General features: G+C 35.1%; 18 protein-coding genes and 1 pseudogene. 6 read left to right on the top strand and 13 right to left on the bottom strand.

Annotated features, from left to right (window positions below):
* Window positions 1-302 precede the first annotated feature (302 nt).
* The 10 genes and pseudogenes from purT to tsaE all read right to left on the bottom strand — a co-directional run bounded on the left by purT (window position 303) and on the right by tsaE (window position 10941).
* The gene (gene purT, locus ACGH46_RS04635; RefSeq protein WP_411604386.1) at window positions 303-1484 is read right to left on the bottom strand and encodes a formate-dependent phosphoribosylglycinamide formyltransferase; all 1182 of its coding nucleotides are present in this window, start codon (window positions 1482-1484) and stop codon (window positions 303-305) included.
* Window positions 1485-1559: 75 nt separating this feature from the next.
* On the bottom strand, window positions 1560-2858 hold the full coding sequence (locus ACGH46_RS04630) for an adenylosuccinate synthase (RefSeq protein WP_267351187.1): 1299 nt from the start codon (window positions 2856-2858) through the stop codon (window positions 1560-1562).
* An 18-nt stretch (window positions 2859-2876) separates the two neighbouring features.
* A complete protein-coding gene (hflC, locus tag ACGH46_RS04625; protein ID WP_267351185.1) occupies window positions 2877-3824 on the bottom strand; it encodes a protease modulator HflC in 948 nt (315 codons plus the stop codon).
* A 10-nt stretch (window positions 3825-3834) separates the two neighbouring features.
* The gene (gene hflK / locus ACGH46_RS04620; RefSeq protein WP_267360542.1) at window positions 3835-5037 is read right to left on the bottom strand and encodes an FtsH protease activity modulator HflK; all 1203 of its coding nucleotides are present in this window, start codon (window positions 5035-5037) and stop codon (window positions 3835-3837) included.
* Between the two features lie 23 nt (window positions 5038-5060).
* Window positions 5061-6356, bottom strand: coding sequence for a ribosome rescue GTPase HflX (gene hflX / locus ACGH46_RS04615; protein ID WP_267360540.1), 1296 nt, complete (start codon window positions 6354-6356; stop codon window positions 5061-5063).
* 21 nt (window positions 6357-6377) lie between these two features.
* A complete protein-coding gene (gene hfq, locus ACGH46_RS04610) occupies window positions 6378-6623 on the bottom strand; it encodes an RNA chaperone Hfq (RefSeq protein ID WP_220216206.1) in 246 nt (81 codons plus the stop codon).
* 292 nt (window positions 6624-6915) lie between these two features.
* Entirely contained in the window at window positions 6916-7824 is a 909-nt protein-coding gene (gene miaA / locus ACGH46_RS04605) for a tRNA (adenosine(37)-N6)-dimethylallyltransferase MiaA (protein ID WP_267360538.1), read from the bottom strand.
* Window positions 7821-9692, bottom strand: coding sequence for a DNA mismatch repair endonuclease MutL (gene mutL, locus ACGH46_RS04600; protein WP_267351179.1), 1872 nt, complete (start codon window positions 9690-9692; stop codon window positions 7821-7823). Before mutL ends, miaA begins: the two co-directional genes overlap by 4 nt.
* Before the next feature lie 20 nt (window positions 9693-9712).
* Window positions 9713-10417 (bottom strand): annotated as a pseudogene (locus tag ACGH46_RS04595) (N-acetylmuramoyl-L-alanine amidase); the annotation flags it as partial.
* A 41-nt stretch (window positions 10418-10458) separates the two neighbouring features.
* Window positions 10459-10941 carry a tRNA (adenosine(37)-N6)-threonylcarbamoyltransferase complex ATPase subunit type 1 TsaE gene (gene tsaE / locus ACGH46_RS04590; RefSeq protein WP_267351176.1) on the bottom strand — a complete coding sequence of 161 codons (483 nt, stop codon included), beginning with the start codon at window positions 10939-10941 and terminating at the stop codon, window positions 10459-10461.
* A gap of 133 nt (window positions 10942-11074) precedes the next feature.
* Between tsaE and tusB the strand changes: the two genes are divergently transcribed.
* From tusB to ACGH46_RS04575, 3 genes are all read left to right on the top strand, one after another.
* Window positions 11075-11356 carry a sulfurtransferase complex subunit TusB gene (gene tusB / locus ACGH46_RS04585; RefSeq protein WP_065558459.1) on the top strand — a complete coding sequence of 94 codons (282 nt, stop codon included), beginning with the start codon at window positions 11075-11077 and terminating at the stop codon, window positions 11354-11356.
* Between the two features lie 134 nt (window positions 11357-11490).
* Window positions 11491-12054, top strand: coding sequence for a Sua5/YciO/YrdC/YwlC family protein (locus tag ACGH46_RS04580; RefSeq protein WP_411604384.1), 564 nt, complete (start codon window positions 11491-11493; stop codon window positions 12052-12054).
* Between the two features lie 4 nt (window positions 12055-12058).
* Window positions 12059-13165 (top strand): anhydro-N-acetylmuramic acid kinase, encoded by a 1107-nt coding sequence (locus tag ACGH46_RS04575; RefSeq protein WP_411604381.1) that lies wholly within the window; start codon window positions 12059-12061, stop codon window positions 13163-13165.
* 6 nt (window positions 13166-13171) lie between these two features.
* On the opposite strand, the gene ACGH46_RS04570 is transcribed toward ACGH46_RS04575, so the two are convergent.
* Together ACGH46_RS04570 and hda are read right to left on the bottom strand one after the other, a co-directional pair.
* On the bottom strand, window positions 13172-13951 hold the full coding sequence (locus ACGH46_RS04570; RefSeq protein ID WP_267351170.1) for a Cof-type HAD-IIB family hydrolase: 780 nt from the start codon (window positions 13949-13951) through the stop codon (window positions 13172-13174).
* A gap of 1 nt (window position 13952) precedes the next feature.
* Window positions 13953-14636, bottom strand: a complete 684-nt coding sequence (hda, locus tag ACGH46_RS04565) for a DnaA inactivator Hda (RefSeq protein ID WP_081299048.1) — start codon at window positions 14634-14636, stop codon at window positions 13953-13955.
* Between the two features lie 575 nt (window positions 14637-15211).
* Here hda and mnmG point away from each other — a divergent pair.
* Together mnmG and rsmG are read left to right on the top strand one after the other, a co-directional pair.
* A complete protein-coding gene (mnmG, locus tag ACGH46_RS04560) occupies window positions 15212-17104 on the top strand; it encodes a tRNA uridine-5-carboxymethylaminomethyl(34) synthesis enzyme MnmG (RefSeq protein ID WP_411604378.1) in 1893 nt (630 codons plus the stop codon).
* Window positions 17082-17690: a 16S rRNA (guanine(527)-N(7))-methyltransferase RsmG gene (gene rsmG / locus ACGH46_RS04555; protein ID WP_411604375.1), complete on the top strand. Its 609-nt coding sequence runs from the start codon at window positions 17082-17084 to the stop codon at window positions 17688-17690. Before mnmG ends, rsmG begins: the two co-directional genes overlap by 23 nt.
* A gap of 33 nt (window positions 17691-17723) precedes the next feature.
* On the opposite strand, the gene ACGH46_RS04550 is transcribed toward rsmG, so the two are convergent.
* The gene (locus ACGH46_RS04550) at window positions 17724-18959 is read right to left on the bottom strand and encodes an N-acetylmuramoyl-L-alanine amidase (protein ID WP_411604374.1); all 1236 of its coding nucleotides are present in this window, start codon (window positions 18957-18959) and stop codon (window positions 17724-17726) included.
* A gap of 1065 nt (window positions 18960-20024) precedes the next feature.
* Between ACGH46_RS04550 and miaB the strand changes: the two genes are divergently transcribed.
* Window positions 20025-21452, top strand: coding sequence for a tRNA (N6-isopentenyl adenosine(37)-C2)-methylthiotransferase MiaB (miaB, locus tag ACGH46_RS04545; protein ID WP_267351163.1), 1428 nt, complete (start codon window positions 20025-20027; stop codon window positions 21450-21452).
* Window positions 21453-21501 lie beyond the last annotated feature (49 nt).

Raw genomic sequence — 21501 nt, 5'->3', positions numbered from 1 at the left:
TTAAAGTTTGATGCTCAATAACTGTTTCTGACATATTCAAATGAATCTTCAGTGTCACTTATCAAGACTTAATTTTTTCAGTCCGTAGACTTTATTCTTTCGTCTCGCAAGTGCCCACACAGATTGTCTGTTTCTTCTTTTTAAAGAGCTGACAGCTTTTTTTACCTCATCAAGTTTTGTTGATTTAGTTTGCTGTCTCAAGGGTTGCGTATGTTACTCACTTCACTTGATGTCGTCAACCCTTATTTTGGTTTTTTTATTATTTTTGGGTTGAGTGATTGCTTTTTATTCAAAACAAGGCGTTATAGTATAAATTTTATCTGATTTGTAACCTGTTTAGCTTTATCTATCGCATCGTTTATATTATTTGCTCTTGCTAATGCAACCCCCATTCTTCTTACCCCTTTAACCTCAGGTTTACCAAACAGACGTAAATCGGTCTGTTCAACGCGTAGTGCTTGGGCTAAATGAATAAAAGAAACTTGATTTGAGTCACCGTCTACCATTATTACAGCGGACGCACTTGCCCCATATTGTTCAATCGTTGGAATAGGCAACCCTAAGATAGCTCTTGCATGTAACGAAAATTCGGAAAGATTTTGTGATATTAAAGTCACCATTCCGGTATCATGAGGACGAGGTGAAACTTCACTGAACCATACTTGATCACCTTTTACAAATAACTCAACCCCAAATAATCCTCTACCTCCTAGCGCTTCCGTTATTTTTGATGCAATCTCTTTTGACAAATTTAGCGCTTGGTCAGACATGTATTGTGGTTGCCAGGATTCACGATAATCACCATTTTCTTGTCGATGCCCAATCGGTTCACAATAAGATACGCCATCAATATGTCTTACTGTTAATAAGGTAATTTCATAATCAAAATCGATAAAACCTTCAATAATGACTTTACCACTGCCTGCTCGCCCACCTTCTTGAGCATATCGCCATGCAGATTCTAAGTCACTATTATTTTGTAATAAAAATTGTCCTTTACCAGATGAACTCATCACAGGTTTAACCAAACAAGGAAAACCAATTTCATTAACGGCTTTTTCAAACTCTATAAAATTTGTCGCAAATCGATAAGGAGAAGTCGGTAATTTTAATTTTTCAGCGGCTAAACGACGAATCCCTTCTCGATCCATCGTTAATTGCGTTGCTTTTGCGGTAGGGATAACAGTAAAACCTTGTTGTTCTAATTCTACTAATGTATCTGTTGCAATGGCTTCAATTTCTGGCACGATATAATCTGGTTTTTCTTTTTCAATTACGCTTTTTAGCTCATGACCATTTAACATGTCGATAATATAGTAACGATGCGCAACTTGCATTGCAGGTGCGTTAGCATAACGATCAACGGCAATCACCTCACAACCAAACCGCTGTAATTCAATAACAACCTCTTTAGCCAGTTCGCCTGCACCACAAATTAAGACTTTTGTCGCCGTTACCGATAATGGCGTTCCTATTTTAGACATACTTTCCTCAACCACAATTATTTATTTGCAGAAACAAAAAATCGGGATAATTTCCCGATTTTGATTAATTTATTATTAGGCTTGGTATGGATCACGTAGAATCATGGTTTCACTTCGATCAGGACCAGTTGAAATAATATCAATTGGCGTCTCGGTTAATTCTTCAATCCTTTTAATATAAGCTTTTGCTGCTTGTGGCAAAGCATCATAGCTTTTAATACCAAAAGTTGACTCGCTCCAACCAGACATGGACTCATAAACAGGTTTAACTAAGCTCCACTCTTCAGCCGAAGCTGGGGCGTTTTTAATCACATCGCCATTAGGTAATTGATAACCCACACAGATTTTAACTTCTTTTAATCCGTCTAATACATCAAGTTTAGTTAAACAGAAACCTGAAACTGAATTAAGTTGCACTGCTTTTCTAACAGCGACCGCATCAAGCCATCCTGTACGGCGACGGCGTCCTGTTGTAGCACCAAATTCATTCCCTTGTTTACAAAGATATTCGCCAACCTCATCGAAAAGTTCGGTTGGAAAAGGACCCGCGCCAACACGAGTAGAATAAGCTTTTACAATTCCCAAAACATAACCGACATAACGAGGTCCGAAACCAGAACCCGTTGCTACCCCACCAGCAGTAGTATTTGATGAAGTCACAAAAGGGTAAGTACCATGATCAATATCAAGTAATGTACCTTGTGCACCTTCAAACATAATTCTTTCGCCTTTTTTGCGAGCTTCTTCTAATAGTGCTGGAATATCAGCTATCATGGCAATTAAAATATCAGCAATCGCTAATGTATCATTTAGCACTTTTTGGTAGTCAACCGCTTCTGCTTTGTAATAGTTGACTAATTGGAAGTTGTGATATTCCATCACTTCTTTCAATTTTTCTGCAAATGCTTGGCGATCACGTAAATCACCTACACGAAGACCACGACGAGCTACTTTATCTTCATATGCCGGACCAATCCCACGACCTGTTGTCCCAATCGCTTTACTACCACGGGCTTTTTCACGAGCTTGATCCAGTGCAATATGATAAGGCAAAATCAAAGGACATGATTCTGAAATGAGTAATCTTTCTTTGACCGGAATACCTTTATTTTCTAACTCTTTCATCTCTTTCATTAAAGCATCAGGACAAAGTACAACTCCATTGGCAATGATACTAATAACATCATTACGTAATATTCCTGAAGGAATAAGATGTAATACTGTTTTCTCACCATTAATGACTAATGTATGTCCTGCATTATGTCCACCTTGATAACGGACAACATATTTTGCTTTTTCTGTGAGTAAATCAACAACTTTACCTTTGCCTTCATCACCCCATTGTGTTCCTAACACAACAACATTATTACTCATAGACTTTTACTCATTCTGTTAGTTATTAGATTTTAATTTCATGTATTGAAAAAATTCACTATCTGGACTAATGACCATTACATCATTACCAGAAAAACTTTGTTCATAAGCTTTTAAACTTCGAATAAAACTAAAAAATTCTCTGTCTTTACCAAAAGCATCCGCATAAAGTTTAGCTGCAATGGCATCACCTTCACCACGAATCGCACGTGATTGACGTTCAGCTTCCGAAAGTATTTTTGTTTCTTGTAATGTCGCTTCTGCTCGAGTCTCTTCGGCTTTTCTTACACCTTCAAAACGTTTATCTCGTGCAATAACTTCACGTTCAGCTCGCATTCTGGCATAGATAGAGCCTGAAACTTCAGCAGGAAAGTTAATTTGCTTAATTCGCACATCGATAACTTCAACACCAAATGCACGTAAGCTTGTTTTATTACTTTCTATTTCTTTATGTTCATCCGATGATACATTTTCAGTTACTTCTTGAACACCGCCATTTAGCGCATCTTTAACGCGATTCATCAAAGAATTACGAGATTGTGTATCCGCATTAGAATCATTGATAATATCTTTATTACTTAATTTACCAATCTCAGCACGTAAACGACCGTTTAGTCTTGCTAATAATAAATCTTCGACATTATTACCACCAGCGACTGTTTCATAATAACGATTGAAATCAATAATTTTCCATTGCACAAAATAGTCGACGATTAATTCTTTCTTTTGCACATTAAAAAATCGTTGTTCTTTATTGTTATTAGAGCTATTAGTCGTTTGAATTTTAGCATCAATTACTTTAACTGTATCCATGCCCGGGATTTTAAAATGTAAACCAGGTTCAGATAATCCAATGATTTTATTGAATCTTAAAACAACACCTCGTGTACCTTCTTCAATAACATAAACGCTTGAAATATATACACCAATTAATATTAAAACTATAGGAATTAATAATTTTCTCATATTTTTCTCCTTAACGTCCCATAGTCCGCGTAGTATTTCTTACGCTGTTTGAGTTATTACTACTGTTATTTGTTTTTGGTGATTCAGATGCCGTTTGAGACTGATTTTTTACAGCTTCAGAAGACACATTAAAATTATAATCACTCGTGATACTTGATGATGTTGGTGAATTAGAATTTGTCATTTCTTTATTTTGAAATAACTTTTCTAATGGTAATACCATAATGTTACCACTTTTATCATTAACAATAACTTTATTGGTTTTGGTTAATACTCTTTCCATGGTTTCAATATACAAACGTTCTTTAGTGATTTCAGGTGCTGCTTTATATTGAGGTAGGATTTTTTCAAAGCGTGCAACATCACCCGCAGCTTCAAGTTCAACACGTACTTTATAAGCATTAGCATCGGCCAAAATTCTCGCTGAGCGACCTTCTGCTTGTTGTACGATTTGGACTTTATCTGCTTCAGCCTTTTTAATTTCACGCTCACTATCACCTTGAGCACGGATAGCATCATCATAAGCATCTTGAACTTCATCTGGTGGACGCGCTACCTGAAAGTTCAAATCAACAATATTTATACCCATATCATAATGCGTAATCACATTGACCAATTCATCTTTAGTACTACTTTCAAGTACAGAGCGTCCATCAGAAATAATTGCGTCAATATTTGAACTACCGACAGCGGTTCTAAGTGCACTATCAGCCGCTTGTCGCAGACTATCTTCTACATTTGTGACATTAAATAAATATTTTAAAGGATTATTAATACGATATTGTACGTTCATCTCAACAAACACTAGGTTTTCACCTGTCGTGACGATAAATCCTTTTACATTGAAATTTTTAGTACCTTGAGTATCAACAGGATAAACTTTGTCTACTAATGGTATTCTCCAATTTAATCCGGGTTGAATAATTTCAGGTTGAACTTGACCAAAACGAGTAATTACACCACGTTGGCTTTGATTTATGGTGTAAAAACCACTTGCCCCCCAGATAAGGAGTAAAATGATAAGTATGACAACAATAATGACACTTAGCGGGAATTTATTAGCCGAAGATCCGCCATTGTTGCCTGAATTACCTTTTTTTAAGAGGTCATTAATTTTATCAAAAAAACCGCCAGGTAAGTTAGATGGTTTTTTGTTATTATTACCCCATGGATCGTTATCTTGTCCGTTATTGCCGGGCTGATTCCACGCCATATTTTATTTGCTCCATTAAACAATTAGTTGTTATTTTGCGTATTGATAAAGTATAACAGATCTGGCTCTTGTTTACACAAACGGTTCCATTCAATTGCAGGCATTCTTACATCTAAATGGAAGCTACCATCGCTATTAATTACTTCGTGTTCAACTGCATTTAGCTGATATAAACGGCTTCTTAGTTTTGCTAAATGAATTGGTAAGTTTAATTGGCAAACTTGAATTTGCCTAGCAAGTCTTTCTGTTAATGCCGTAAATAAGAGATCTAATCCTAAACCATTTTCAGCAGAAATCCAAACACGAATTGGTACACCATTTGAATCACGATCAATACTTGGCTGTTTATCTTCGATTAAATCAATTTTATTCATGACTAATAGTGTTGGAATTTCATCAGCGTCTATTTCCAACAAAACCTCTTCAACCGCTTGCATGTTATCTAAAAAGTTGGGATCAGCGGCATCAACAATGTGTAATAATAAGGCTGCTTCTTGAGTTTCAAGCAAGGTTGCTTTAAATGCAGCAATAAGATCATGCGGTAAATGGCGTATAAAACCAACCGTGTCAGCCAGCACGACTTCGCCTACATCATCAACAACTATTCGGCGTAAAGTGGGATCAAGTGTTGCAAATAACTGATCTGCGGCATAGACATCCGCTTGTGTTAATGCGTTAAACAGTGTTGATTTACCGGCATTAGTATAACCCACTAAAGATACAGTCGGAATATCTGCTTTATTTCGAGATTGTCTGTTTTGATTGCGCTGTTTTTCAACTTTGGCAAGTTTAGATAATATTAATTGAATACGATGACGAATTAATCGCCTATCGGTTTCTAATTGAGTTTCGCCTGGGCCTCTTAACCCAATTCCCCCTTTTTGTCGCTCAAGATGAGTCCAACCACGAACTAAACGTGTTGATAAATACTGTAATTGAGCTAATTCAACTTGTAATTTTCCTTCATGGGTTCTTGCACGTTGTGCAAAAATATCAAGAATCAATCCAGTTCTATCGATAACACGACATTCACACAATTTTTCGAGGTTTCGTTCTTGGGTAGGCGTTAGGGTATGATTGACTAAAATAACAGAGGCATCTAATTCTTTCACTTTTTCAGCGATTTCAATTGCTTTACCTTCGCCAATAAAATATTTGGCTTGAGGCGCCTTTCTTGAAGTTGTCACGATATCGAGAATATCTATCTGAGCTGAAGAAACTAATATTTCAAACTCTTTAAGATCCTCAATATCGCTTTCTTGGGGAAAGAACACATGCACTAATAAGGCGGATTCACCACCTTTATATCGTTCAAACAATCGAACTCTCCACTGAAATTATCAGCTTTCAGTTTCCTCTTCAGGCTGAGATACCAATCCTGAAATAGGTCTTGATGGTACGACTGTTGAAATAGCATGTTTGTAAACCATTTGGCTTACCGTATTCTTTAATAAAATAACAAATTGATCGAATGATTCAATTTGACCTTGTAATTTGATCCCATTGACTAAATAAATTGAGACAGGAATATGCTCGCGACGAAGCAAATTTAAATAAGGATCTTGTAATGACTGCCCTTTTGACATGAGTTTATCCTTTATAGATGAAATAATAATGAAGATAAAATAATTGTAAACGCAAAAAATAATATTTAATGCGACATAAGATACTTCTGTATTATCAAAATAACATAAAAAGCATCGCTATAAAACTAACGAAAAGCGATTAATGCACAAATAACTAAAATTTTAATGTATTTAAACTAAAAAATACAAAAATTATACCGAATCTTGACAATTATCCAAAAAATTTTAAGAAAATGCAATTTTCTATTTTAACTTAAAAGGTTAAAAAAGAAAATTAAAACAATTGACATCATTATATATTTTGGAAAACAGAATCCATATTATTCCCATTTAACCATGTGATTGGTTGCTTCCAGCCCCTTAGCCAGGTAATCTGTCTTTTCGCTAATTGCCGTGTGGCACAAATCCCTTTAAAGACCATTTCATCATAACTTATTTCACCACTTAAATATTCCCACATTTGACGATAACCGACACAACGTATAGAAGGTAAATTTGGATGTAAATCTCCACGTTCCATTAATCGTTTAACTTCATCTTCAAAGCCAAGTTCTAACATTTGTAAAAAACGTTGTTCAATACGTTGATGCAACTCCGCTCTATCTGGTGGCATAATGGCAAATTGCATAATATCGTAAGGTAATAGTTCTCCACTATGTTGTGTCAATTCAGTTAAACTTTTTCCGGAAATTAAATAAACTTCCAAAGCACGATTAAGACGCTGTGGATCATTAGGATGAATTCTACTTGCCGAAACGGGATCGACTTTTTTTAACTCTTCGTGAATTGACTGCCAACCATATTTATTGGCTTTTTCTTCAATTTGCTGACGTATTTCACTATTCGCTGCTGGCAGAGGTGAAAGTCCCTCAATTAAAGCTTTGAAATAGAGCATTGTTCCCCCCACTAATAGTGGAATTCGACCATTATTCAAGGTGTTTTCAATTGCTGAAATCGCATCAGACCGAAAATTTGCAGCAGAATAACTTTCAGACGGATCACAGATATCAATTAATTTATGAGGGTATATTTGTAATTCCGATTGTGTTGGTTTTGCTGTGCCAATATTCATCCCACGATAAATAAGCGCAGAATCCACACTAATTATATCAATAGGATAACGATCATAAAGTGCCATAGCAAAGGCAGTTTTACCTGATGCAGTTGGCCCCATTAACGAAATAATTTTTGGTTTACTCATAATAAAATTGATTGCGTAATAGTTTGAATATCAATAGGGTATAAAAACGTTTCTTGATTTAATAGTTTAATATCTATCTGTTCTAATTGAGCAAGCAATTGAATTACGTTAGCGACACTCCAACTGACCATACTGTTATCTTCGCATTCAATAGCTAACCAACTGGCAATTTGAGTAGGATCGATAGTTGTATTTTCAGCAGATAAAAAAGAAATTAAAGCAGGTAATAACTGTTGCCAATTTGTCGTACGTAACATTTTAGGAACGTTTTGCAAATGTAATTTTGCTTTTTCAAAATAAAAATCGAAGCCTAAAAAGGTTAATTGTGCTTTATAGTGCGTAAGAACTTGCTCTTCTTTGCGATTAATTAAAATTGTTAATGGAATCAGTAATTTTTCAGATTCTTGCGATAATAATTTAATCGCATTCACTTTTTGCTTTGCAACAGGTAGCTTCATTAACATTAGTTTTTGCTCACTGTCTTCATATTTTTCCAGTAATGCAATATCAGGTTGAATAACAGTTAAAACTCGACCAAATTGGACTAATGATGAACTATCAAATTGGTGTTGTAATGATGACTGTAAAGGAGTTGTTCGTTTCGGGAATAAAGTTTCAATCACCGCTTTTTGTGGTTCAGTAATGTGATGATCCTGTGGTAAATCAATCTGTTGTTTTTGCTCTTGATTCTGACGGTTTTGCTGAGCATCAACATTAACAAGTTGTCCGTACAGCGCATTATTTTCTTTTACATTATTGGTTATCTTTTGAGGAAATGGCTTATTCGTAGAATAAGGTAACGGGTTGGTTTGTCGATTGAAAATATTATCACCCGCCGCTTGTCTATTCGGTGTAAAAGCGATTTTAGTTTGGTTATCTTCTAAAGGTAATGTGGATTCAACTGACGACTCCAGTGCCATAACAATAGCTTGATAAACAAAATCATGAACAAGTCTAGCCTCATGAAAACGAACTTCATGTTTAGCTGGATGAACATTGACATCAACTTGCTTTGGATCAAGCTGTAAAAAAACAACATAACTTTGTTGTTCGTTCGTTCGGTTTACATAAGCTTGTCGTAAAGCATGATTGAGTAATTTATCTTTAATTACGCGCCCATTAACATAAAAATATTGTAGATCGCTAACTTCATTACTAGCAACCCATCCTTGAATCAACAAATCATCATGTTGCCAATCTAACTTTACTGCTTTTTGAATGAAAGCACGACCACACACTGATTCAACGCGCTTATCTAACTCAGATGCACGATATTGTTTAACTAATTTACCATTATGTTGCAAGTTAAATGTCACATCAGGACGCGCCAACGCAATACGTCTGATAAACTCTTCAATATGCATAAATTCCGTTTTTTCGGTTTTCAAAAAGCGACGTCTAGCAGGTGTATTATAAAATAGATCCAACACTTCAACTGTTGAACCCACTGGATGTGCTGCAGGTTTAATGGTGGGGGACATATCACGACCTTCAGCATAAACTTGCCAGGCTTCAGATTGTTCAGCAGTACGAGAAGTTAACGTTAATCGAGAAACTGAACTAATACTAGCAAGCGCTTCTCCTCTAAATCCCAGACTTACAATCGCCTCCAAGTCGTCTAAAGTATTAATTTTACTTGTTGCATGACGAGCTAACGCTAAGGCTAATTCACTCTTATTAATTCCACAACCATTATCTCGAACGCGGATTAATTTACATCCACCCTGTTCCAAATCAATATCAATTTGCGTACTACCAGCATCTAAACTATTTTCAATTAATTCCTTAATAACCGATGCCGGACGCTCTACCACTTCGCCAGCTGCAATTTGATTTGCTAACTGAGGTGATAGAATATGAATAGCCATTAATGTCTTTCTCCAAACTTAGGATTTTGCTTTACATAATTTTTTATACCTAGATAAATTGCTTTGGCAATTTTATCTTGATGCGCACTACTACCAATTAATTTTTCTTCCCCCACATTTGATATAAAACCAACTTCAATTAAAATTGATGGAATATCTGGGGATCGCAATACACCTAAACTTGCATGTTCAGGTTTATTTTTATGCAATTTGATTGTACCGTTCATCGCTTTTAACACTTGGGTCGCTAACTCATAGCCTACACGTTGTGAATAAGAAAATTGCAAATCGAGTACCGCTTGACTTAAATGAGCATCATGACCATCGCTCAGTGCATCGCCTGCGCCACCTAATAATTGTGACTGTTTTTCCTCTTGCTCAATCCAACGCCCAAGTTCAGTATCAGCTCGCTTAGTTGATAATACCCACACTGAAGCACCAGTAGCACTACGATTCGGCGCTGCATCAGCATGGATTGATATAAGCAAATTAGCTTTACTATTACGCGCAATCTCTGAACGTTTGGATACCGAAATAAAATTATCACTGGTTCGAGTTAATACACCTTTAAATTTTGGATCGTTATTGAGTAAAGTTGTCAGTTTTTTAGCAATAGAAAGGGTTACGGTCTTTTCATATAATTTATTTTTACCTATCGCACCTGAATCTTTGCCACCATGTCCTGCATCAACAGCAATCACCACTTTAGCAGCATAAGCAGAACTGCAAAGCAACAATAACATCACAAAAGTAAATAATTTTTTCATCATGTATTCGCTAAGTGTAGTTGATTAATAATAGCTTGACCTTTTTCCGTTTTTGCCAATAAAGTCGCTGTGCGTTCAAGTTTTAAATAGTTTAAATGAACTTCGATATCTGCAATTGGCAAAATACCTTGTGCTTGCTGTGGCCACTCTATTAAAGAAATAGATCGCGAAGCAAAATATTCACGAATCCCCATAAACTCAAGTTCTTCTGGATCATAAAGCCTATATAAGTCGAAATGATAAACTGAAAAATCATCAAATTGATATGATTCTACTAAGGTATAAGTTGGACTTTTTACATTACCAACATGCCCTAATTGTTGTAAAAAACCACGACTAAATGTTGTTTTTCCAGCACCAAGCTCACCAATTAAATAAATGACTATTGTACTATTATTCAATAAATAACTTAAACAATGCTTTGCTAACTGCTTTCCAAAGAAGATGGTTTGTTGTTCGTCGGCTAAAATAATAGGTTTCATAACAGATATTTTGCTTAATAAATAGTTGTTATTATATACTAATAACCTTTAAAGATGTACTAACCAAAATTAACTCAATTTTTGAGTAAATTTTAACTTTAATATCATGTCTTGACATAATAAGTGAAAAAACATGCTACATACTATTTCAACGGATAACCAATCAATAATCGATCCACAACTTATCTGTGCCCAAGATGCGGTCTTATTTTGGCAAAATGGCGTATTTGTTGCGTTACAAAATACTCCTGTTCTTAATGCTATTTTAGAAAAAACTCAACATTGTTATATTTTAGATAATGATATAACAGCGCGTGGACTTGATCCGTTTATTGATAAAAGATTGCATATCATTAATATGCAACAGATGGTTGAATTAACCGTTCAATATTTTCCTCAAATGAATTGGCAATAATCAAGTAACCTTGTTAACTTTGATTTTTACTTCGTGTATCAACAATATTTCACAATAGACAGAGCCAATTTGCAATTCAATACACCTCGGTTTAATATGATTTTCATATCCTATAATTCTATATCCAACTGTAAATGGTAAATTTATTATCAATAAAAGAAATTGATGACTTGCTAAAAAAAGGCGAAGTTGTTGCTTATCCAACCGAATCCGTTTTTGGATTAGGATGCGATCCTGATTGTCAAACCGCAGTAATGAAACTGCTTGATTTAAAACGCCGTCCCATTGAAAAAGGTTTAATTCTCATTGCCAGCCATTATGATCAACTTATTCCTTACATCGATGAGTCAGCCTTGACCTATCAACAAAAACAGTTAGCTCTTACCAGTTGGCCAGGTGCGGTTACTTGGATTTTTCCTAAGAATAAAAATACCCCACAATTTTTAACCGGACAATTTGATTCGATTGCAGTACGTGTTACTGATCATCCATTGGTATGTACATTATGCAACCTATTTGGTAAACCTTTAGTTTCAACAAGTGCGAATCTTTCAAATTATCCGCCTTGTTTTACCGCAAACGAAGTTGCATTACAATTTGGTGAACAGTTTCCTATTTTACAAGGTGAAACCGGACACAGGGCTTCACCTTCTGAAATTAAGGATATAAAAACCGGCCAAATCATACGACAAGGTTAGTATTATGCACAATTTATATATTGGTATTATGTCAGGTACCAGCATGGATGGGGTAGATATTGCTTTAGTTGATATTACCGCAGGAAAAGTTAAATCAATAGCCAGCAAATGTTATTCGCTGCCAGATGATATTAAACAACAATTACTGACCCTTTGTGAAACCAAACAGACTTCATTACAAGATTTAGGTGAACTGGATCATCAGTTAGGCTTAATTTATGCCCATCATGTGAATCAATTTTTAACACACCATAAAATAGAACGTAATAAAATTAAAGCAATTGGATGTCATGGACAAACTATTTACCATTCACCATTAGGTGCAAACCCTTTTACGATGCAAATTGGCGATGCCAATATCATTGCCGCCCTAACAGGCATTACTACCATCGCTGATTTTAGACGAAAAGATATTGCTTATGGTGGACAAGGCGCACCTTTAGTGCCTGCTTTTCATAAATCACAACTTGAAAATCCATCAATTAATCGTGTGATATTAAATATTGGTGGAATAAGCAATATCACGGTACTTATTCCACATCAGCCCGTCATCGGTTACGATACCGGACCGGGTAATGTATTGCTTGACGGTTGGATAAAGGCTTGTCTTGGTAAAAATTATGATAACGATGCTAAATGGGCAAAAACAGGAAAAATGGATACCAAACTTCTCACTAAATTATTAAATGAAGATTATTTTCAATTACCCGCCCCTAAAAGCACAGGACGAGAACTGTTTAACCTATCTTGGTTACGTCAAAAATTGACAGGTATCACATTAAAATCTGAAGATATTCAAGCAACACTGGTTGAATTAACTGCATTATCTATCGTGCAAGAAATAATAAAATTATCCATTAATACAGAATTGCCATGTGAACTTTTAGTGTGTGGTGGAGGCGCAAAAAATCCACTTATCATGCAAAGACTATCTGCGTTATTGCCTAATTGGAACGTGTTAACTACTAGTGAAAAAGGAATAAACAGTGATGATATGGAAGCAATAGCATTCGCTTGGCTTGCCTATTGTCGACTTAATAATATTCCGTCGAATATTCCAGAAGTGACTGGTGCAAACCAAGCTGTATCTTTAGGGGTGATTTATCAGTAACAATATTTAAATCAAACCAAATTTTTTTAGGGCTTTTGCAATCCCATCATTATCATTGGAATCAGTGACAAATTCAGCTTGCTCTTTTAATTTGTCCACAGCATTAGCCATTGCTATCGGGTGATTAACGGTTGTAAACATCTCAAAATCATTCATCCCATCACCAAATGCGTAAGTTGGCACATCAGTGAATCCTTTTTTTTGCAATAACTGATTAATACCGTTACCTTTAGATCCACCATGATTAAAAACATCAACGCAATATGGCGTGTTACGTATAAACGTTAATTCCGGAAAAGCATCACGATAAACAGATTCACCTTCTTCGCACAACAATAACATCATTTGAATCGGTTCGTTTAGATAAAGCAGATCATCAACAGGGGGAATAGGTTGTTTAAGATAGTGATAAAACGTTTTTGCGGCTTGAGTACACTCAGAAATACGCATTATTTCATCATTATAAAAAGCTAAAGGAATATTCATTTGCTGTTTTGAAAACTGATACATTCTGGCGATTAAATCTTTATCGATATTATTCGTAAAAACTTTCTCGCCTTTATATAGAACAATTTGCCCATTCATACCGATAATAGAATCAATCGACAATTTTTTCATTAAATCGGTCACTTCACAAGGTGTACGACCTGTTGCAAGCATTGGAATAATATTATTTTGCTTTAGCTTTCTTATTGCCTCAACTGAACTTGCTAAAACCTCTATTTGACTATTAAATAAAGTCCCATCTAAATCAAAAAAAACGATAGCTTCAGGCTTATTACTCATATTACAAATCCAAAATATTTTTAATAAAAGGAATCGTTAACTTACGTTGTTCCGCTAATGTTGCTACTTCAAACTTTTCTAACAAAGAAAACAGGGTACGCATATCACGATGGACACGCTTTAATAAAAATAATCCAACTTCAGTCGATAATTCAAAACCGCTTAATTGGGCTCGTAGTTGTAACGCCTTAAGCTTATCATCATCACTTAATTCTTTTAATTGATAAACTTGCCCCCAACTAAGTCGTGATACCAAATCAGGCAATATAAAAGAAACCTGTTTAGGGGGTGCACTGGCAGTAATCAATAATTTACTAATATTTTTTTCAGTCAGACGGTTAAATAAATCAAAAATAGCTTCTTCCCAATCCCGATTGCCTGCAATAGCATCAATATCATCTAAACAAACTAAATCATAATTATCCAACCCTTGTAAAATTTCGGGAACAAGGTGGAAATACTGTTTTAAAGGAATATAACTAGCCAGTTTATTTTGACTTGAGGCATGCAATAGATGAGTACGACCAGCAGCACTTGCCGACCACATATAAAATACATTGAAACCTTGCTTAACCAATAAAGTTTGCAATGAATCAAGTAATAATTGATTATCACCTATATAAAAACTGTCGAAAGTTTCACTATTTGGTAATGAAAAAGGCAACGGTAATTGTGAAAGAGTAATAAAGTAACCTCACACTAAAAAATTAATCTAGTTAAGTATAAATTTGCTTTTGTAAAAATAAAAGAATTTTATAAAAAAGGAACAATTTAAAAAAATAAAAAATCGTTATTCAAAAAACCCTCGATATATTTTATCAGTAAACTATTAAAAAACAGCCAACAAAAAGACCAAAAAATAAGCAATCAAAATATATTTTTGTGGATAACTCTGTGCTAAAAGAAAGTAATAAGCTGTGATAAGGCTATTAATAACCTAAATGACAAAACCAATTGTGGATAACTAAGCTAATTATCAACAAGTTTAGATCAACAAAGATCCGATCAATTAACAGTGTTACAGGATCAATAAGATCCTATAAAATAATTACTATATCCAGTTATCAACAGAAAGGATCCACTCTAGTAGTAATAAAAATAAAAAGATCACATAAAAGATCTTATTTAATTTAAATGGCGATCAAATTAGATCATTTGACGTATTCAAAAAGATGAGTAAAATCGCTAACGCTAATTTAGATCAAAACAACATGTCTGAACTAACAATCATCTTCATAGAAAATAACAACGAGGCTTTATATGTTTTATCCAGATCTTTTTGATGTCATTATTGTCGGCGGCGGTCATGCTGGCACAGAAGCTGCCATGGCATCAGCAAGAATGGGCCGCAAAACACTACTTTTAACCCATAATATCAATACATTAGGACAAATGTCCTGTAATCCTGCTATAGGTGGTATTGGTAAAGGTCACTTGGTAAAAGAAATCGATGCCATGGGCGGATTAATGGCTCATGCGATTGATCTTGCAGGGATCCAATTTAGGATCCTTAATAGCAGTAAAGGTCCAGCGGTCAGAGCAACACGTGCACAAGCGGATCGATCGCTTTATCGAAAAGTGATCAGAACAACACTTGAAAACCAAGAAAACTTAATGCTCTTTCAACAATCCGTAGAAGATGTGATCATTGAAAACGATCAGATCACCGGAGTTAAAACGCAAATGGGCGTCTCTTTTAAAGCTAAAGCCGTCGTCTTAACGGCTGGCACTTTTCTAAATGGAAAAATCCATATTGGTTTAGATAATTACAGTGGAGGAAGAACAGGGGATCCTGCCTCAATTGGACTATCTAAATCATTACATCAATACCCATTTAGAATGGGAAGATTAAAAACAGGTACACCACCGCGTATTGATGCCCAAACAATTGATTTTTCTAAATTAGGTACACAATATGGAGATGATCCTGTTCCGGTATTTTCGTTTTTAGGTAATGCTAATCAGCACCCAAAACAGATCCCATGTTATATAACAAGCACAAACGAAACGACACATGAGATCATTCGTAATAGCTTAGATCGAAGTCCAATGTACACAGGGGTGATTGAAGGCGTAGGTCCAAGATATTGTCCTTCAATTGAAGACAAAATTATGCGTTTTTCAGATCGCAATTCTCATCAGATCTATTTAGAGCCAGAAGGATTAGATAGTAACGAAATATACCCAAATGGGATCTCAACCAGTTTACCATTTGATACGCAACTTGCTTTTGTACGTAGTATGAAAGGTCTTGAAAATGCTAATATCATCAGACCCGGGTATGCGATCGAATATGATTATTTTGATCCTCGTGATCTCAAACCTACACTTGAAAGTAAAGTGATCAAAGGGCTATTTTTAGCTGGACAAATTAATGGGACAACAGGGTATGAAGAGGCAGCAGCTCAAGGCATGTTAGCAGGTTTAAATGCCGCACGGTTTGTTTATGATCAAGATCAATGGTATCCAACGCGTGATCAAGCTTATTTAGGTGTACTGGTTGATGATCTTTGTACGTTAGGCACCAATGAACCTTACCGAATGTTTACTTCTCGTGCTGAATATCGTTTGATGTTACGTGAAGATAACGCTGATATTCGCTTAACTGAAATTGGTCGTAAGCTAGGCATGGTTGATGATTATCGTTGGCAAAAATTTAACGAAAAATTTGAAGCGATAGAACAAGAAAGAGCACGTTTACGCGATATATGGGTGCATCCACATATTGAAACTATTGATGAAGTGAATGCCGTTTTAAGTGCTAATTTAACCAAAGAAGCAAATGGTGAAGAGTTACTTAAACGCCCTGAAATGAGCTATAACACATTGAAATCATTATCACTATTTGCGCCTGGATTAACTGATCCTAGTGCTGCAGAACAAGTTGAAATTCAAGTTAAATATGATGGATATATTAAACTTCAAATTGAAGAAATCGAGCGCCAAAAACGTAACGAAGAAACATTAATTCCTGAGCATATTGATTATGCTGAAATTTCTGGATTATCAAACGAAGTTGTCGCTAAATTGAAACAGCATAAACCAGTATCGATCGGGCAAGCTTCACGTATTTCAGGCATAACACCAGCGGCAATATCAATGTTATTAGTTTATTTAAAAAAGAAGAATTATGTTAAAAAAGAAACTCACTAATCTTATTGATCAAACAGATCTTTTGATCACAGATCAGCAAATTGATCTGCTTATTGAGTATGTTGAAATGCTGAATAAGTGGAATAAAGCCTATAATTTAACTGCTGTGCGTGATCCCAACGAAATGTTAGTAAAACACATTATGGATAGTTTAGTGGTATCGCCCTATTTAGTGGGCGAACATTTTATTGATGTTGGAACAGGACCAGGGTTACCTGGTATTCCATTAGCGATCATCAATCCGGATAAACAATTTGATTTAGTTGACAGTTTAGGAAAACGTATCCGTTTTTTAAAACAGGTAAAATTTGAATTAAAACTGAATAATATTAATCCGGTGCAAAGCCGCATAGAAGACTATACCGAACAACAGTTTGATGGTGTCATTAGCCGAGCGTTTGCTTCATTACAAGATATGCTCACTTGGTGTCAGCATCTACCAAATCAACAGGGATCGTTTTATGCTTTAAAAGGTAGTGAACAAGATCCTATCCCTGAAGGGTTCGAACTTAAACAGAATATCAAACTGACTATTCCACAATTAAATGCGGATAGATATTTAACGATTATTACTAAAGTTAATTGACGATAATTTTAATTCTTACCTGAGAAAGAAATATTAATTTTTACGCTTTTTCAGGTAATCTTTGATACCACTAACAATCGCTTTTGATACTTGATTCTGGAAAGAAGCGGTTTTTAATTTTTTTTCTTCGTTAATATTACTAATAAAAGCGGTTTCCACCAAAACAGAAGGAATATCAGGGGCTTTTAAAACAGCAAAACCTGCTTTTTCAAGTGAAGGTTTATGTAAACTATTGACGCCTTTTAGTCGATTTAATATAGCATTACCTAATAATACACCGTTGCTAATAGTTGTTTTTTGGACTAAATCTAAAATAGTATTATCTAAATATTTATCACCACTGCGACTCACGCCACCTATTTGATCGGCATTATTTTGTGTTTGAGCCAAATAATTTGCTGCCGAACTTGTCGCCCCTCGGGTGGATAATGAAAATACAGAAGATCCTCTAACTGATCGACTGGTAAATGCATCTGCATGGATAGAAATAAAAAGATCGGCATGTAAAGATCGTGCTTTAGCTACTCGTACTTTCAATGGGATAAACACATCTTCATTACGGGTCATATAGACTTTAACATTCGGCTCTTTTTTCAATAAATTAAAAGTTCTGCGTGCAATTTGTAAAACAATATCCTTTTCTCTGGTTTTGTTATAGCCAATCGCACCCGGATCTTCACCGCCATGACCGGGATCGAGCATCACAATAATCGGGCTATTTTTCTTTTTATTAATGGGTGGTTTGATCTCAGCTTGCTGTTGGGTTAGATCACCTTTTGTATATTCTTCTAACAGTGCTAATAAAGGATCATCATCTGTTATTGAAGATTGTTTTGAAGGATAAAGATCGATGACTAAACGGTTTTTAAATTCGGCTACAGGGGGTAACGTAAAAGTATTGGGGTCTATTCCTTGCTTAGCTTCGATCATGATTCTGACCGTTTTAGCATCCAGCTGGATAACTTGAATTGATTTGATGTAAGGATCGTGACTTAATACTTTCGATGAAATACTTTTTAAAACAGGATTTGAATTGATATTATCAATATCGATCACTAATCGATCTGGGTTAAATAATGCAGCACTTTTGTATTTAAGCTTACTATTAGATTCTAACGTAATTCGTGTGTAAGTAGAGGAAGGCCAAATACGAACAGCGACCATTTGTGCCATTGCTGAAGCAAGACCAACACGAGTGACAGACAATAAACAAGTCGCAAGAATACCTTTAACTAAAAGGCGTTTTGTTGGACTGAACGTTTTTGACATATCTAGGCACTTTCAATAATTAAATTAAGGCGGATAATAACATAAATTATTGTGAATGGTAAAAGTTACCAAGAATTATAACTGTTCTGCATCGTTGCAAAAAAAGCTTTTGCTTTAATTCGAAAACATATTCATAAAATTAAAAAAAAGAGAGTAACAGAAGTTACTCTCTCACTCAATTGGAAGAACTTTGAAAACTACCAAAAGAGTATGTTATAAACTGTATTTAGCAGTTATATCGATTCCTTTAAAAAGGAGGACTACTGATAAATAACGAGTTACTTCTCGTTAAATTTATCCCAACAAATATTAACGAGAAAATCTAGCTTAATGGCCAGTCAATTCAGTGCTAAAGTATTGTTAGTTGTAGTCCTCCAACAAATTTGCACCTACTGTTAACTAAAGTCAATCTTTAATTTAATAAAGAAAGCATTTAGTAACTGCTAAGTAGTATATCATTTAGAATAAAAATATGAAAGGTAATTTAGTGACTAAAAATTAAAAATATTTAATTGATTGATAGAGTTATTAAGAGCATCTGAAATAAATATAAAGATTATCGTTACAAAAAGACGAGTAACCTAAGTCACTCGCCCTCATTATGTCATTTAAAATCTAAATAGCAATAGTCTTAAAAACGACTACACTAGATGGATTTATTTTGTTTAAATATTTCTGAATTATTCAAATCATTTTGAAATATTTAAAATAAGTTCTGACGAGAAATTCTAACAAATGGTTAGTCATTCAAGTTGGTAGCATAACTTTGTGTAGTTCCTGCTGACAACTATGTTAATACTGAAAAATCCTATGGTAGAACCAAATGATACAAATCAGTAGTAGTAACTATAATCCAAAAAAATGAAAAATATAACAATTAATTAGTAATTTTATGTTAACTGTTTTAAGCATAAATTAAAAAGGTTAAATTGAAATTATTTTTTTTAGATAACAATTATTATTTTATTATAGACCCTACATTCACAAAGGATTACAATATGGCACGCTAAAATCGCGGATTTAAACCCGTTTTCATTTTAACAATTAAATATAGCTGAGTTATTGATGAGCAAAAAATTACATATCAAAACTTGGGGCTGCCAAATGAATGAATATGATTCAACCAAAATGGCAGATCTCCTTGAATCCACCCACGGTTTAACATTAACAGACAACGCAGAAGAAGCAGATATTTTATTATTAAATACTTGCTCGATTCGAGAAAAAGCGCAAGAAAAAGTTTTTCATCAATTAGGACGTTGGAAAAATTTAAAACAACATAATCCCGAAATTATCATTGGGGTTGGTGGATGTGTGGCTTCTCAAGAAGGTGCGCATATTCGTAAACGTGCACCTTTTGTCGATATTATTTTCGGTCCGCAGACTTTTCACCGTTTACCGGAAATGATAGAGCAAATTCGAAGTGGAAAAGGAAATCATGTTGTCGATGTAAGCTTTCCTGAAATTGAAAAGTTTGATCGCTTACCTGAACCTCGCAGTGAAGGTCCGACAGCGTTTGTCTCGATTATGGAAGGCTGTAATAAATATTGTACCTATTGTGTGGTACCTTATACCCGTGGTGAAGAAGTGAGCCGACCTTGTGACGATGTAATTTATGAAATAGCTCAACTGGCAGAACAAGGTGTGCGTGAAGTTAATCTGCTTGGTCAAAATGTCAATGCTTATCGAGGACCAACCTTCGATGGCGATATTTGTTCATTTGCAGAACTACTTCGGTTAGTCGCTGCCATTGATGGTATTGATCGTATTCGTTTTACAACCAGTCATCCAATTGAGTTTACTGATGATATTATCGATGTTTATCGTGATACGCCTGAATTAGTTAACTTTTTACATCTACCAGTGCAAAGTGGATCGGATCGTGTTTTAAATTTAATGAAACGTACGCATACGGCACTTGAATACAAATCAATTATCCGAAAACTACGCAAAGTCCGTCCAGACATTCAAATTAGTTCTGATTTTATTGTTGGATTCCCGGGTGAAACACAAGAAGATTTTGAACAAACCATGAAATTAATTGCTGATGTCAATTTTGACTTAAGCTATAGCTTTGTCTATTCTGCACGCCCTGGTACACCAGCGGCAGAAATGGAAGATAACGTTTCTGAAGACGAGAAAAAACAACGTCTTTATATCCTACAAGAACGTATCAATCAACAAGCAATGCAATTTAGCCGTCGTATGCTAAATACCGTGCAACGCATTTTAGTCGAAGGACCATCTAAGAAAGATCTGATGGAACTAACGGGCAGAACTGAGAATAATCGTATTGTTAACTTTGAAGGTCATCCTAATATGATTGGTAAATTTGTTGATGTTGAAATTACCGATGTTTATCCAAATTCATTAAGAGGTAAAGTTGTGCGTACCGAGGATGAAATGGATCTGCGTGTGAGTGAATCTCCTATGTCTGTAATCTCAAGAACCCGTAAAGAAAACGATTTAGGTGTCGGTATCTACCAACCATAATAAAAATAACATATTGAATTATTAAAAAATAATATTTTATCATAATGGA

Origin of the sequence: Gilliamella sp. CG22 (assembly GCF_046635725.1) — a bacterium.
Lineage (GTDB): Bacteria > Pseudomonadota > Gammaproteobacteria > Enterobacterales > Orbaceae > Gilliamella > Gilliamella apicola_I.
Note: the sequence above shows the minus strand (reverse complement) of the source record. Positions and strands in the feature narration are given on the sequence as shown.